Annotated in this window: 15 protein-coding genes; 10 read left to right on the forward strand and 5 right to left on the reverse strand. The window is 71.7% G+C overall.

The annotated features are described in order from the left end of the window. Positions 1 to 120: 120 nt before the first annotated feature. Both AB0O76_RS07740 and AB0O76_RS07745 read right to left on the reverse strand, forming a co-directional pair. Positions 121 to 603 (reverse strand): ATP-binding protein, encoded by a 483-nt coding sequence (locus AB0O76_RS07740; protein WP_365486535.1) that lies wholly within the window; start codon positions 601 to 603, stop codon positions 121 to 123. A gap of 303 nt (positions 604 to 906) precedes the next feature. Next, the gene (locus AB0O76_RS07745; RefSeq protein WP_365486537.1) at positions 907 to 1,827 is read right to left on the reverse strand and encodes a heavy metal transporter; all 921 of its coding nucleotides are present in this window, start codon (positions 1,825 to 1,827) and stop codon (positions 907 to 909) included. A gap of 62 nt (positions 1,828 to 1,889) precedes the next feature. On the opposite strand from AB0O76_RS07745, the gene dapE reads away from it, so the two are divergent. Further along, entirely contained in the window at positions 1,890 to 2,981 is a 1,092-nt protein-coding gene (dapE, locus tag AB0O76_RS07750) for a succinyl-diaminopimelate desuccinylase (protein ID WP_365486539.1), read from the forward strand. 80 nt (positions 2,982 to 3,061) lie between these two features. Then, positions 3,062 to 3,817 (forward strand): TIGR00730 family Rossman fold protein, encoded by a 756-nt coding sequence (locus AB0O76_RS07755; RefSeq protein WP_365486541.1) that lies wholly within the window; start codon positions 3,062 to 3,064, stop codon positions 3,815 to 3,817. A gap of 51 nt (positions 3,818 to 3,868) precedes the next feature. Here the strand turns inward: AB0O76_RS07755 and folP are convergent, their stop codons facing one another. Then, complete coding sequence (gene folP / locus AB0O76_RS07760; RefSeq protein WP_365486543.1) at positions 3,869 to 4,729, reverse strand: dihydropteroate synthase; 861 nt, start codon at positions 4,727 to 4,729, stop codon at positions 3,869 to 3,871. A 148-nt stretch (positions 4,730 to 4,877) separates the two neighbouring features. On the opposite strand from folP, the gene AB0O76_RS07765 reads away from it, so the two are divergent. Both AB0O76_RS07765 and AB0O76_RS07770 read left to right on the forward strand, forming a co-directional pair. Beyond that, positions 4,878 to 5,270, forward strand: coding sequence for a DivIVA domain-containing protein (locus AB0O76_RS07765; RefSeq protein WP_365486545.1), 393 nt, complete (start codon positions 4,878 to 4,880; stop codon positions 5,268 to 5,270). Further along, positions 5,267 to 5,848 (forward strand): DNA-3-methyladenine glycosylase I, encoded by a 582-nt coding sequence (locus AB0O76_RS07770; RefSeq protein WP_365486547.1) that lies wholly within the window; start codon positions 5,267 to 5,269, stop codon positions 5,846 to 5,848. The genes AB0O76_RS07765 and AB0O76_RS07770 overlap by 4 nt, the downstream gene beginning before the upstream one ends. Positions 5,849 to 5,884: 36 nt before the next feature. On the opposite strand, the gene AB0O76_RS07775 is transcribed toward AB0O76_RS07770, so the two are convergent. Continuing rightward, entirely contained in the window at positions 5,885 to 6,685 is an 801-nt protein-coding gene (locus AB0O76_RS07775; protein WP_365486549.1) for an enoyl-CoA hydratase-related protein, read from the reverse strand. A gap of 320 nt (positions 6,686 to 7,005) precedes the next feature. Between AB0O76_RS07775 and AB0O76_RS07780 the strand changes: the two genes are divergently transcribed. Next, entirely contained in the window at positions 7,006 to 7,173 is a 168-nt protein-coding gene (locus tag AB0O76_RS07780) for a DUF3117 domain-containing protein (protein ID WP_003966491.1), read from the forward strand. Between the two features lie 87 nt (positions 7,174 to 7,260). Here AB0O76_RS07780 and AB0O76_RS07785 read toward each other — a convergent pair whose 3' ends face one another. Further along, positions 7,261 to 7,959 (reverse strand): O-methyltransferase, encoded by a 699-nt coding sequence (locus AB0O76_RS07785; RefSeq protein ID WP_135333317.1) that lies wholly within the window; start codon positions 7,957 to 7,959, stop codon positions 7,261 to 7,263. Positions 7,960 to 8,112: 153 nt separating this feature from the next. Here AB0O76_RS07785 and sigE point away from each other — a divergent pair, with 153 nt between their 5' ends. The 5 genes from sigE (at position 8,113) to AB0O76_RS07810 (ending at position 13,533) form a co-directional block, all read left to right on the forward strand. Next, entirely contained in the window at positions 8,113 to 8,880 is a 768-nt protein-coding gene (gene sigE / locus AB0O76_RS07790) for an RNA polymerase sigma factor SigE (protein WP_365486551.1), read from the forward strand. Next, the gene (locus tag AB0O76_RS07795) at positions 8,877 to 9,899 is read left to right on the forward strand and encodes a zf-HC2 domain-containing protein (RefSeq protein WP_365486553.1); all 1,023 of its coding nucleotides are present in this window, start codon (positions 8,877 to 8,879) and stop codon (positions 9,897 to 9,899) included. The genes sigE and AB0O76_RS07795 overlap by 4 nt, the downstream gene beginning before the upstream one ends. 126 nt (positions 9,900 to 10,025) lie before the next feature. Continuing rightward, on the forward strand, positions 10,026 to 12,134 hold the full coding sequence (locus AB0O76_RS07800; protein WP_365486555.1) for a trypsin-like peptidase domain-containing protein: 2,109 nt from the start codon (positions 10,026 to 10,028) through the stop codon (positions 12,132 to 12,134). Between the two features lie 82 nt (positions 12,135 to 12,216). Next, entirely contained in the window at positions 12,217 to 12,690 is a 474-nt protein-coding gene (locus tag AB0O76_RS07805) for a sec-independent translocase (RefSeq protein ID WP_365486557.1), read from the forward strand. A 174-nt stretch (positions 12,691 to 12,864) separates the two neighbouring features. Beyond that, positions 12,865 to 13,533, forward strand: a complete 669-nt coding sequence (locus AB0O76_RS07810) for a hypothetical protein (RefSeq protein WP_365486559.1) — start codon at positions 12,865 to 12,867, stop codon at positions 13,531 to 13,533. The last annotated feature ends 2 nt before the right edge of the window (positions 13,534 to 13,535 follow it).

The following is a 13,535-nucleotide window of genomic DNA, read 5'->3' on the forward strand; positions in this document are numbered from 1 at the left end:
GGGGGGTCGGGCCGGGCGGGGCGGTGTGGGGGGGGGGGGGGGGTGGGTGCGGGGGGGCGGGGGGGGCGGGGGGGGGGGGGCGGGGGCCCGCCGCCCCCCCCCCCCCCCATGCCTGGTGGATCAGCCGAGCGGGAGGCCCTTGACCGGCAGCTGGTCGGCGGGCAGGCCACCGCCTACGGCGCCGGTGGGCAGACCGCCCTCGGTGGCCGTGTTCGCGGTCTGGCCGAGCAACCTGCCCGCGCTGCCCGCGACGCCGCCGGCGGCCTTCTGCGCCGCGGGGGCGGTGGTCTTGGCGCTCTTGGTGCCCGAGCGGACGGCCTTGCCCGCGGTCGGCACGGACTTCTTCACTGCCTTGCCCGCGGGCGGCACGGACTTCTTCACGGCCTTGCTGCCGGTCTCGCCCGCGAGACGGGTGACGTTCTGTGCCGCGCCGTCGACGGCGTTGCCCAGGCCGGCACCGTCGAGGGCGGTGACGCCGCCGAGGTTGGGGGTGGCGGGGAGTTCGGCGGCGCTTGCGGAGCCGGCCGCACCGACCACGGGAGCCGTCCCCGCTGCGATGAGCAGCGCGGCGCGGGCGATCCGGCGGGTCAGGGGGAGGGACATGATGCTCCTTCAGACGGGAGAGAACGTGGGTGTGTCCGGCCGGATGGGGCCCGGCGTTCGGACGCAGTGAATACCGCTCGAAGCCCGCGAAGGTTGCGGTGGCCCAACGTAAAGAGTTGGCAATGCATCGCATAATCGGCTGCGGATAAAGACGGGCAAAGGACTCGCCTCACGCGAGCCTGCTGAATCGTCAATGCCCTGTGTTCGCAAGGGGTTTGGCGGATGTGGCGGGCAGTGCGCGAAAACCTGGACGGTGCGTCGCCCCTGAGTGATCAGCGTGGTCAGATCGGGTGAAGCGTCGTACTACTGTCCAGTGACGATTCGGACCTCGCCCGCGCCGTTCCCGGCGTCCGTGCCCGACTCGTCCGCGTCCGCCTTGCCGGGCTTGTGCCATTTCTTGCCGGAATCCCCGACACGCCACTCCCGGCCCGCGTACGACACCTTCTCGATGCCGAGCGCGGACGCCTGGGCCACCGCCCAGTGCGCCAGCTCCCAGCCCCGCTGTCCGGCCCCGCCCCCGGCGGTCCCCGCCGTCGCGGACACCGGCACGGTCACCGCGCGGCCGTCACCCTCGGGCGCCACATCGCGGCCGAAGTCGCGTACGAGCGCGGCCTGCACCTGAGCCGGATCGCCCGGCTCCGCGGGCTCCCGGCCCTCGCAGCTGAGGGTGGCGGGGGCGCGGCCGGTCAGCGCGGCGGCAAGCAGCGCCGCGTTCGGCTCGTGCTTCGCGTACGCCTGCGGATAGCCGCTGCGCTGCACGCGCTGCGCGGCGACCGTCAGGGGGAGGCGGGAGTAGCCGGGGACCTTGTCGAGATGGGCGTAGAAACGCGCGGCCGAGTACGCCGGGTCCATGATCTGCCCTTCATTGCCCCAGCCCTGCGAAGGCCGCTGCTGGAAGAGGCCGAGCGAATCCCGGTCGCCATGGCTGATGTTGCGCAGACCGGACTCCTGCAGGGCGGTCGCGATGGCGATCGTCACCGCGCGCTCGGGCATGCCGCGGGATGTGCCCACGGCGGCGACCGTCGCGGCGTTCTCCGCCTGCTCGGCCGCGAACTCGTACGACGCCCCGTCGCCGTCGCCCGACACGACCTCGCAGCGTGGCGCGGCCCTGCCCCCGGATACGTACTGCACCACCACATAGCCGACGAGGGCGAGCAGCACCGCGACGGCCGCCCCGATACGGAGGAGGCGGCCGCGCCGGACGAGGGTGGGGGGCTCAGGCACGCGACCAAGGTACTGGAGGCCGCTGACAAGGCGGCGCGCCGAGGGGCGTTAGGGTCGAAGCCATGGCTCAGACCTCGCATCAGCCCCCGCTCGACCTCACCCTCGACGCCGCCGAGCTCACTGCCCGGCTCGTCGACTTCCCGTCGCCGAGCGGCGAGGAGAAGGCGCTCGCGGATGCCATCGAGACGGCGCTGCGGGGTCTGCCGCACCTGACCGTCGACCGGCACGGCAACAACATCGTGGCCCGCACGAACCTGGGCCGCGCCGAGCGCGTGATCCTTGCCGGGCACATCGACACCGTGCCGATCGCGGACAACGTGCCCTCCCGCCTGGACGAGCACGGGATCCTGTGGGGCTGCGGCACCTGCGACATGAAGTCGGGCGTCGCGGTGCAGCTGCGCATCGCCCAGACGGTCACCGAGCCCAACCGCGACCTGACCTTCGTCTTCTACGACAACGAAGAGGTCGCCGCCCACCTCAACGGCCTCGGCCATGTCGCCGATGCCCACCCCGACTGGCTCGCGGGCGACTTCGCGGTCCTCCTGGAGCCGACGGACTGCCAGGTCGAGGGCGGCTGCCAGGGCACGCTGCGGGTGTTCCTGAAGACGAAGGGCGAGCGCGCCCACTCCGCACGCGCGTGGATGGGCTCCAACGCGATCCACAAGGTCGCGCCGATCCTCGACAAGCTGGCCGCGTACGAGCCGCGCAAGCCGGTGGTCGACGGGCTTGAGTTCCACGAGGGACTCAACGCCGTACGGATCGAGGGCGGCGTCGCGACCAACGTCATCCCCGACGAGTGCACCGTCGTCGTCAACTTCCGCTACGCGCCCGACCGCACCGAGGACGAGGCGCTCGCCTTCGTGCGCGACTACTTCGCCGACTGCGACATCGCCGAGTTCATCGTCGACGACCACACCGGCGGCGCACGGCCCGGTCTCACCCACCCCGCGGCGGCGGCCTTCGTGGCGGCGGTCGGCGGCACTCCGCGGCCCAAGTTCGGCTGGACGGACGTCTCCCGCTTCAGCGCGCTCGGCGTGCCCGCGGTGAACTACGGGCCCGGCGCCCCGCTGCTCGCCCACAAGGTCGACGAGCGGGTCGAGGCCGCGCTGATCCCGGAGGCGGAGAAGCGGCTCACCGCCTGGCTGACATCGTGAGTTCCCGCAAGGATGCGCCGTTTGTAACGCCCGTAGACCTACGCTGAAGCGGCAAGTGAGCGTGACCGCAGCGGAAGGGGATGTTCGTGGGTAATCCAGAAGCGCAGGGGCCGCCGGAGGAGCAGTACCTGGGGCCCGTGGTGCGGCGGCGTGAACAGATCACTCCCGGCACCACCGACCAGCGGCTGCTCGACACCGAGGGCGACTCGGAGTGGGTGCACACCGACCCCTGGCGGGTCATGCGCATCCAGTCGGAGTTCGTGGAAGGCTTCGGCGCGCTCGCCGAACTCCCCAGCGCCATCAGCGTCTTCGGCTCGGCGCGTACGCCGCCCGGTTCGCCCGAGTACGAGGCGGGCGTCCGCATCGGCAAGGCACTGGTCGACGCGGGCTTCGCGGTGATCACGGGCGGCGGCCCGGGCGCGATGGAGGCCGCGAACCGGGGCGCGCGCGAGGCCAGGGGCATCTCCGTCGGCCTCGGCATCGAGCTGCCCTTCGAACAGGGGCTCAACGACCACGTCGACATCGGCGTCAACTTCCGCTACTTCTTCGTACGCAAGACCATGTTCGTGAAGTACGCCCAGGGCTTCGTGGTCCTGCCCGGCGGACTCGGCACCCTGGACGAGCTCTTCGAGGCGCTCACCCTCGTCCAGACCCGCAAGGTGACCCGCTTCCCCATCGTCCTGTTCGGCTCGGAGTACTGGGGCGGCCTCGTCGACTGGCTCCGCCACACGGTGGTGGCGGGCGGCAAGGCCTCGGAGCACGATCTGCACCTGTTCCACATCACGGACGACGTGGAAGAGGCGGTGGCCCTGGTCACCAAGGAGGTCGGCCGCTAGGCCCTGCCGGGCGGGCGGGTCTCTCCCGCCCGCTCACGCGACCGCCTGGTGTTACGCCAGTCCGCGCCGGGCGACAGCCGGGTCCCGGTGCCCCGCGATCGTCGCCACCATGTCAAGGACCTGCCGCGTCTCCGCGACCTCGTGCACCCGGTACACCTGCGCCCCCAGCCACGCCGAGACCGCGGTCGTCGCCAGCGTCCCGATGACCCGCTCCTTCACCGGCCGGTCCAGCGTCTCGCCGACAAAGTCCTTGTTGGAGAGGGAGACAAGCACCGGCCATCCCGTCTCCACCATCTCGCCGAGCCGCCGGGTCGCCTCCAGCGAATGCCGGGTGTTCTTCCCGAAGTCGTGCCCTGGATCGATCATCACGGACTCGCGCGGGACTCCGAGCTCCACGGCGCGCTCGGCAAGACCGACGGTGACGTCGAGGATGTCGGCCATCACGTCCTCGTACGCGATCCGGTGCGGACGGGTCCGCGGCTCGGCACCGCCCGCGTGCGTGCACACAAGACCCACCCCGTACCGCGCGGCGACCTCCGCCAGCTTCGGGTCGACGCCGCCCCAGGCGTCGTTCAGGAGATCGGCCCCGGCCTCGCAGACCGCCTCGCCGACCTCGTGCCGCCACGTGTCAACGCTGATGACGACGTCGGGGAAGCGCTTGCGTACATCGGCGACGAAACCGACTGTCCGCCGCGCCTCCTCCTCGGCCGTGACTTCCTCGCCGGGACCGGCCTTGACCCCGCCGATGTCGATGATGGCCGCGCCCTCGGACACCGCCTGCTCCACGCGGGCGAGCGCGGGTTCGTCGCGGAACGTGGCGCCCTGGTCGTAGAAGGAGTCAGGGGTCCGGTTCACGATCGCCATGATCACCGGCTCGTGCGCGTCGAATGCACGCCTGCCAAGCCTGAGCATCCCCTGTGATCCTCCTCTGTCGGTGCCGTAGGCCGCCGCTGCCCGGCCGCCTGCGACCTTAACTGTCACAGCCGCATGGCACGATCGGACCCTGACAGATTCAGCACCGAGTTGCTGCATGGGCAGTCGAGCGTGGGGGCCCGAAGAGATGGTCTTGTTCTTGTTCCTGGTCATCGCCCTTGTGGTGGTGGTCGGCGCGGTGACGCTCGCGGTGGTGGGCGGCGGCGATCGCGCCGCGCTGCCCGACGTGTCGCCCGAGCGGTTCACCGATCCGCTGCCCCAAGGCCGCGCCCTGCGCCGCGCCGACGTCGAGGCGCTGCGCTTCCCGCTGACCGTGCGGGGCTACCGCATGGCGGACGTGGACGACGCGCTCGGCCGCCTCGGCGCCGAACTGGCCGAGCGGGACGCCCACATCGCGGAGCTTGAGGCGGCCCTGGCCGGCGCGCAGGCGGCCGCGGTGGGCGGCCCCGGCCTGTTCAAGACGCACGGCAAGGACACGGAGCCGGTGCGGGACGCGGCCGAGGAGGAGAACGACCAGTGAGCGGCGACGCGGTGGCGGGCCCGGACGGCGGACTGCGCTGCCCCTGGGGGCTTTCGACCGAGGACTATGTGGCGTACCACGACGAGGAGTGGGGCCGTCCGGTCCACGGGGACGACGCGTTGTACGAGCGCCTCTGCCTGGAGGCCTTCCAGTCGGGCCTGTCCTGGATCACGATCCTGCGCCGCCGCGAGGGCTTCCGCGCGGCCTTCGCCGGCTTCAAGATCGCCGAGGTGGCGCGGTTCACGGACGCCGACCGGGAGCGGCTGCTCGCCGACCCCGGCATCATCCGCAACCGCGCCAAGGTCGACGCGACGCTCGCCAACGCGCGCGTGCTCGTCGACTGGGCCGAGGGCGAGCTCGACGAGCTCATCTGGTCGCACGCCCCGGACCCGGCGTCCCTCAAGGCGCCGGGCAGGCTGGCCGACGTACCGGCGATCACGCCCGAGTCCACGGCCCTGTCCAAGGCCCTCAAGAAGCGCGGCATCCGGTTCGTCGGCCCCACCACGGCGTACGCCCTGATGCAGGCCTGCGGCCTGGTGAACGACCACCTCGAGGACTGCGTGATCCGGGTCCCCTAGGTCCTGTCAGGCCCTGTCCTCAAACGCGGCCGGGGCTCAGCGGCCCAGGTACTTCGGCTTCGCCTTGTCCAGGAAGGCCTGCACGGCGATCGCGTGGTCCTCGGACGCGCCCGCCTTCGCCTGGAGTTCGTCCTCCTTCTCCAGGGCCTCCTCCAGGGTGCGCCCGGCCGCGTAGGCGAGCGACTCCTTGAGCGCGCCGTACGCGAGCGTCGGGCCCTCGGCGAGGGTGCGGGCCAGCTGCTCTGCCTCGGCCGCGAGATCGTCCGCGGGGACGACCTTGTTGACGAGCCCCAGGTCGTACGCCTCCTGCGCGCTGATGTTGCGCGGGAAGAGCAGCAGGTCGGCGGCCCTGCCGGGGCCGATCAGGCGCTGCAGCGTCCAGGAGACCCCCGAGTCGGCGGTCAGCGCGACCCCGGCGAAGGAGGTGTTGAAGCGCGCGGTGTCCGCGACGATCCGGTAGTCGGCGGCGAGCGCGAAGCCGAGCCCGGCGCCGGCCGCGACGCCGTTGACGCCCGCGACGACCGGCTTCGCCATCCCGGTGAGCGCCTTCAGGATGGGGTTGTAGTGCTCGTGCACCGTGCTCATCGTCTGCCGGGTGCCCGCCTCGCGGTCGGCGAGCAGCGAGCCCACGTGCTCTTTCAGGTCCTGTCCCACGCAGAAGGCGCGCCCGGTCGCGGTGAGCAGTACGGCGCGCACCGCGGGGTCCGACTCGGCCGATTGCGCCGCCTCCCGCAGGGCGACCTTGGCCTCGGTGTTCATCGCGTTCATCGCGTCGGGGCGGTTCAGCGTGATCGTCGCGAGTCCGTCGCTCACCTCGTAGAGCACGGTGTCGGCCATGGTGAATCCCCTCCGGTGGTCCTGTCCTTGCCATCTTTGTCCGCACCCAGCATGTCGGAGATCATCGACCTCCGACATGAGGGGAGATATGTGACCTGCGTCAAAGAATTCCGGGCCCTGCAAGGCTATGAAGCGGCGAAGTATCGCAGCCACATCGCCGAATTGAGTGGTTTTGCGGGCGCGCGTTGCGCAAGCGATGCAGACCGATGTTGGTCATCGGGTCCCGCCATGCGGGATAATGGCCTGGAAGCAATGTGTTCGATGCCGGTGACACCTGGGTTGTCGGCTGCGATGAGCTGGTTTCAGGAAGGGGAACGAGCATGGCGGCCATGAAGCCGCGGACGGGCGACGGCCCGCTCGAGGTGACCAAGGAGGGGCGGGGCATCGTCATGCGCGTTCCGCTCGAAGGCGGCGGACGACTTGTCGTCGAACTGACTCCGGACGAGGCCGATGCACTCGGCGACGCCCTGAAGAAGGTCGTCGGCTGACGCGGAAGCGCGCCCAAACTTTTCACTGCCCCGGCATCGTAAAAGGTGCCGGGGCGGTGCTGTGTCCGGGGTTCGGGCGCCCCGAAGCTAGCGCTTCACGGCGCAGAGAAGCCCGTCGCCCACCGGCAACAGCGACGGCATCAGATCCTGGCTCTCGCGTACGGCGCGCAACAGCTCGCGGATGCGCAGCACCTCGGCCGGCTGCGGGCCGGAGTCGACCGTGCGGCCGTCCGCGAAGGTGCCCTCGAAGCAGACGAGCCCGCCGGGCCGCAACAGGCGCAACGATTCAGCGAGGTAGTCGAGGTACTCCGTGCGGTCGCCGTCGCAGAAGACGAGGTCGTAGCCCCCGTCCGCGAGGCGCGGCAGTACGTCGAGGGCGCGTCCGGGGATGAAGCGCGCGCGGTTGCCGGCGAACCCGGCGGCGCGGAAGGCCTGCCGGGCGAACTGCTGGCGGTCGGGCTCCGGGTCGACGGTGGTCAGCACCCCGTCGGGCCGCATGCCGTGCAGGAGATGGATTCCGGACACTCCTGTGCCCGTCCCGATCTCGGCCACGGCCTTGGCGTCCGCGGTGGCGGCGAGCATCCGCAGCGCGGCGCCGGTACCGGGCGACACCGAGGGCAGCCCCGCTTCCCGGGCCCGGTCACGGGCCCAGCGCAGAGCTTCGTCCTCGGCGACAAAGGCGTCGGCGAACGCCCAGCTCGTCTGCCGGTTGCCGGTAATGGCCCTCTCCTGTCCCCGTGGATGCCTGGCCGTGACTGTATCCGTTGGGGGTGGGAACCCGCAGATGGGACCGGGCGTTTAGTAAGGGTGTGAGGACAGCGGGGGTAACGAATGGATCAAGACTGGGCGCGGGCCCTTCGGCCAGGCAGGACACCTGGCGAGAAGCCCGTACCAAATTCCGGTAAAAACGCTTATCCGGAGCTAACGGGCGAGGTGGCTATGGTAGGGGCTCCACTGGACACCACCAGAGCCGACAGGGGAGGTGCGGCTGCGTCCGCGGATCGGGGAGGAGCGCTGAGGCGCTTTCTCAGGTTGGCGGGTGAGCCGAAATCCGTGACCGACACCGCTGACCGATCCCACGCTGCCCACTCCGCTCAGACCGCGACCTTTGCCGCTGATGCGGAATCGCAGGCGTGGACCCCTCCCACCTGGGAGGAGATCGTCAGCACGCACAGCGGACGGGTCTATCGCCTCGCGTACCGCCTGACCGGCAACCAGCACGACGCCGAGGACCTCACGCAAGAGGTCTTCGTCCGTGTCTTCCGGTCCCTCTCCACGTACACGCCCGGCACCTTCGAGGGCTGGCTGCACCGCATCACCACGAACCTCTTCCTGGACATGGTGCGCCGCAAGCAGCGCATCCGCTTCGACGCCCTCGGGGACGACGCGGCGGAGCGCCTTCCCAGCCGCGAGCCGTCGCCGCAGCAGGTCTTCAACGACACGCATTTCGACGCGGACGTGCAGCAGGCGCTCGACACCCTCGCTCCCGAGTTCCGCGCGGCCGTGGTCCTGTGTGACATCGAAGGTCTCTCGTACGAGGAGATCGCCGCGACCCTGGGCGTCAAGCTGGGTACGGTCCGCAGCCGTATCCACCGTGGCCGTTCGCAGCTGCGCAAGGCGCTTCAGCACCGGTCGCCCGAAGCCCGCGCCGAGCGCCGCTCGCTCGCCGGAGCCATGGCGCTGGGAGGAGGGGGCGCGACCGCGTGAGTGGATCACGGTCGAATCCTGCCGAACGGCATCTAGCCGAGGCCGAGCAGCATCTGGGGGACCGACTCGCCGCCCTGGTGGACGGTGAGTTGGGCCATGACGCGCGTGAGCGGGTTCTCGCTCATCTCGCGACCTGTCCGAAGTGCAAGACCGAGGCCGACTCGCAGCGGCGGCTCAAGAGCGTTTTCGCGGAGGTGGCGCCGCCGCCGCCCTCCGAGAGTTTCCTCGCCCGTCTCCAGGGGCTTCCCGGCGGCGGCAGCGAGCCGCCCGGCGGTCCCCGTGCGCCAGGTGGCGGCTTCGCCACCGCGGACACCGAGTCAGGGCTGCCCCCGACCGGGGTCTTCGGCGTCAAGGGCGAGAGCTTCGGCTATGTGCCGTCGGGGGCTCATGCCACGGTGCTGCCCGGAGCGGGGCGCGGTTTCCGCATCCATGACGTCAGCCGGCACGACGCCGAGCGGTCGCTGTGGCGTGGCAGGCGCTTCGCGTTCGCCGCGGCGGGCGCGGTGTCGCTGGCCGCGATAGCGCTGGGCGGCGTCACCACGGGCATTCCCGCCGATCCGGGCGACCCGCGCGCGGGCGGCTCGGGAAGCAGCAGCAACAGCAATGCGTCGCCGCTGCGTTCGCAGGGCTCGGGCACCGGCACGGCTCCCGCCGACTCCTCGCGGCGCCGCGGCAGTGGCCCGCTCACCGTGCAGGGGCAGCGCCCTGGCGTCCTCGCGGCGCCGGTCGCGCCGACGGAGGCGGCAGGTCCGCTGCTGCCCGGCGGGCCGGGACGGGGGCCACGCGTACCGGAGCCGGTCCAGGCCACGGCGCCGCTCTTCACCGGCGCGGCGGTCATGTCCCCGTTGATACGGCCGGTGGCTCCCGTCTCGCCGGGCGCCATGTCTCCCGGTGTCGCCTCCGGTGCCGCACTGCCGACCCCGGGGCCCGCGGCTCCGGGGCAGACAGCGGACCCGGCGCGCACTTCCGCGTCCTCGCCGATAGAGGGCACGCTGCAGGGCACTTCGCAGATCCGCTGACGTGCTCTGCGCTTCGGCGCGGGAACCTGATTGAATCCTGGGTGGGCCGTGCCTGCCCAGGTTTCGTGGCGGGCGCGGAGTTGAGCACGTAATCGGCGTCCGCCGCAGGCCAGTTGTGGGGAGAGCATGGACGAGGGCAAGCCCACGAAGGCGAAGTGGTGGAGCCGTCCCCGGCCGGCGTCCGCGTCCGCGTCCGCGCCCGACGGCGGACCGAGCGGCACGGGCACCGGGCCCGCGGGTGAGCCGGGCGGCTCCGACGACGCGATAGCCGCCGCCGGACCGGCGACGGACGCGGCCTCGGGCGATTTCACCTTGGCAGCGGCGAACCCACCGGAGCCGGCCCCAGCCGCGGCGCAGCAGACGACGCCCGTACCTCCGGCTCCCGCACCGGCGGCTCCCGCAGAGGCAGCCGTCGCACCTGCGGCTCCCGCACAGGCAGCTCCCGCAGAGGCAGCCCAAGCACCAGCGGCTCCGGCGCCGAGCGGTCCCGCACAGGCGACATCCGCCGAGCCCGTTCCCGACCAGCCCGCCGCCGCGCAAGCTGCGCAGGACGCGCCCGGCCCGGGTCGGCTCGCTCCCGACCAGCCCGCTGCCGCGCAAGCCGCGCAGGACGCGCCCCGCCCGGGCCGGCTCGCTCCCGATCACCCCGCTTCCGCGCAAGCCGCGCAGGACGCCCAGGCCCCGGCCCACACGGCCCCCGCCCCCGCCGACACGCCCCCCGCGGACTGCCCACGCCCGCTGCACGACCCCGACCCGTACAGCACGCCGCCCTACGGCGAGCCCGGTCCCTGGGCCCCCGCCCCGCCCGTCCAGCACCCGGTGGCGACCCCCGCCCACGGCACGCAGCTCCCGGCGGCGACCCCGGGCGCGACCCCGCCCCACGGCACCCCGGGCCAGGCCCCAGCGGCCGCCGCCCCCGCCCCCGTACACGGCGGTACCACGCCCCACGGCACCGCGCACCCCACGCCCCCGCAGCAGCCGGCGGCCCAGCAGTCGCTCCCGCAGGCACAGGCACAGCCGCACCCGGACCCGCAGGCCCAAGCGGCCCCGCCCCGGCAGCCGTACGACCCCTGGAACGCGCCGCTTCAGCAGAGTGGGGCCGTCCCCGTCGACCCGGTCAAGAAGCGGAAGCGCGCGAACCGCGCACTCCTGGTCTTCGTCGCCGTCATCGCCATCGTCTCCGGCGTCATCGGCGGAGCCGTCGGTGGCTACCTGGAGCGCAACGGCGGCACGGAGGTCGAGCTGCCGCAGGTGGACACGGAGGCCAAGGGGCGGGCCAAGGACAGCGTGGCCGGCATCGCCGCGAGCTCGCTGCCCGGCGTCGTGACCCTGCACGTCAGCGGCGACGATGCACAGGGCACCGGCACCGGCTTCGTGCTCGACGGCAAGGGGCACATTCTGACCAACAATCACGTGGTCGAGCCCGCAGGCACCGGCGGTGAGATATCGGTGACGTTCAGCGGCGGTGAGACGGCGGAGGCCGAGGTCATCGGGCGCGACTCCGGGTACGACCTGGCCGTCGTCAAGGTGTCGGGCGTACGCGGACTCAAGCCGCTGCCCCTCGGGAACTCCGAGAGCGTCCAGGTGGGCGACCCCGTCGTCGCCATAGGCGCCCCCTTCGACCTCGCCAACACCGTCACCTCCGGCATCATCAGCGCCAAGGAGCGCCCCATCACCGCCGGTGGTGAGAAGGGCGACGGCAGCGATGTCAGTTACGTCGACGCGTTGCAGACCGACGCCCCGATCAATCCCGGCAACTCCGGCGGTCCCCTGGTCGACGCCCAGGCCCGTGTCATCGGCATCAACAGCGCCATCCGCTCCGCCGACGACAGCTCGGCGCCCGGCGGCGGCCAGGCCGGTTCCATCGGGCTCGGCTTCGCCATCCCTATCAACCAGGGCAAGCGCGTCGCCGAAGAGCTGATCAACACCGGCAAGGCCACGCACCCTGTGATCGGTGTCACGCTCGACATGGAGTACACGGGCGACGGCGCCCGCGTCGGCGCCAAGGGCAAGGACGGCGGCCCCGCCGTGAACAAGGGCGGCCCGGGCGACCGCGCGGGAATCGAACCGGGCGACGTCATCACCGAAGTGGACGGCCAGCGCATCCATTCCGGCGACGAGCTGATCGTCAAGATTCGCGCCCACCGCCCCAAGGACAGTCTGGAACTGACCGTCCAGCGCGACGGAAAGGACCGGAAAGTGACCCTCGTGCTCGGCTCGGCCGGCGGGAGCTGATCCCCGCCTGTCGCCCAGCGGCTACCGGACGGACAGGAACGCCGGGTACCGTGGACCCGGTCCGGATGGCAAGGAGTTCAAGGTGTTCTCAGACATTGGCCCGCTCGAGGTAGTGGCGCTGATCATCCTCGCCGTGCTCGTCTTCGGCCCGGACAAGCTGCCCAAGCTGATTCAGGACGCCTCGCGCACCATCCGTAAGATCCGCGAATTCTCGGACAGCGCGAAGGCGGATATACGCAGTGAACTCGGCCCGGAATTCAAGGACTTCGAGTTCGAGGACCTGAATCCGAAGACCTTCATCCGCAAGCAGCTCGACAACGACGAGCTCGGCCTGAAGGAAATCCGCAACGGCTTCGACCTCAAGAAAGAGATGGCCGAGGTCACGGACGCCGTGCACGGGCGCGAGAGCGAGTCGGACGCTTCGGATGGCCGAGATGGCCCAGATGGCTCAGTCAGAACGTCGGACGCGGCCTCAGGTGGCAGGATCGACATGACGAAGAGGTCCGAGCAGGCCCCGGCCGTCGAGCGCCCGCCGTTCGACTCCGACGCCACCTGACCTCCTGCTGCGCACCCTCGGTGCGCCCCGTGGCACGCCCTGTGAGGCACCCGTGTGTCGACCGGTGTCCCGGCTTCCCCAACCGGTGTGGCTATCCTGCCTTGTTGTCCGGCTGAGGACGCCCGAGGGGGGCGGGCCCTGCGGACCGACGAGAACGAGGAGGCGGCCGGGTACATGGAGACGACAAGTCGCGTAGGCGCACAGGCGCCGGCCGCGGACGGTGCCGCACAAGCGGCGCCCTCCGCCCGGCACACGGTCGACGGCTATCTGCGGGCGTCCTTCCCCTGGTACGGCCTGGACGAGGCCTTCACGGGGCAGCGCTGGCTGATGCAGGTCGGCACTGCGGACGGCGAGGTGGCGCACGGCTCCATCGGCCACGGCGACGAGCCGTCGCTCCGCAGCGAGGGGCCGCTCGGCACGAACGACAAGGAGCGCTTCGCGGTCGTGGTGACCGTCGAGGCCAACCCCGTCCGGCGCAGCGCGGACGGCACGGGCCTGCTCGAAGCGACCTCGGTGTCGTCCGCCGCCTGGCTCGCCGGGGTGGGGCTGCTCGCCGTCACCTGGCCGGGGCAGATGGACCACAACCTGCGCAACGACTGGCTGGACCAGCAGACCGAGACGGCCTGGGTGCTCGCCGACGATCTTCAGGGCGAGGACTGGTCGACGCTCTCGCTGCCGGTGGACGGGGCGCCGACCTCGTTCCACTACCGCGAGACCGAGTTCGGCTGGGTGCTCGCCGGGTCCACCGACGAGGGCGTCCACCTGGGCGCCTACGGCCGTGGCATGAGCGCGTACGGCCTGGGCTTCTCGGTGGTCAAGGACATCGCCGAGTACGGGGCCTGACG

The organism is Streptomyces sp. NPDC086554, assembly GCF_040686095.1.
Classification (GTDB): Bacteria; Actinomycetota; Actinomycetes; order Streptomycetales; family Streptomycetaceae; genus Streptomyces.

What these genes read in the sequence shown, in the direction of transcription:
- AB0O76_RS07740 (WP_365486535.1), bottom strand. Translation starts at nt 603, where the DNA reads ATGTCCCTCCCCCTGACCCGCCGGATCGCCCGCGCCGCGCTGCTCATC.
- dapE (WP_365486539.1), top strand. Translation starts at nt 1,890, where the DNA reads ATGGCTCAGACCTCGCATCAGCCCCCGCTCGACCTCACCCTCGACGCC.
- AB0O76_RS07755 (WP_365486541.1), top strand. Translation starts at nt 3,062, where the DNA reads ATGTTCGTGGGTAATCCAGAAGCGCAGGGGCCGCCGGAGGAGCAGTAC.
- folP (WP_365486543.1), bottom strand. Translation starts at nt 4,729, where the DNA reads ATGCTCAGGCTTGGCAGGCGTGCATTCGACGCGCACGAGCCGGTGATC.
- AB0O76_RS07765 (WP_365486545.1), top strand. Translation starts at nt 4,878, where the DNA reads ATGGTCTTGTTCTTGTTCCTGGTCATCGCCCTTGTGGTGGTGGTCGGC.
- AB0O76_RS07775 (WP_365486549.1), bottom strand. Translation starts at nt 6,685, where the DNA reads ATGGCCGACACCGTGCTCTACGAGGTGAGCGACGGACTCGCGACGATC.
- AB0O76_RS07780 (WP_003966491.1), top strand. Translation starts at nt 7,006, where the DNA reads ATGGCGGCCATGAAGCCGCGGACGGGCGACGGCCCGCTCGAGGTGACC.
- sigE (WP_365486551.1), top strand. Translation starts at nt 8,113, where the DNA reads ATGGTAGGGGCTCCACTGGACACCACCAGAGCCGACAGGGGAGGTGCG.
- AB0O76_RS07800 (WP_365486555.1), top strand. Translation starts at nt 10,026, where the DNA reads ATGGACGAGGGCAAGCCCACGAAGGCGAAGTGGTGGAGCCGTCCCCGG.
- AB0O76_RS07810 (WP_365486559.1), top strand. Translation starts at nt 12,865, where the DNA reads ATGGAGACGACAAGTCGCGTAGGCGCACAGGCGCCGGCCGCGGACGGT.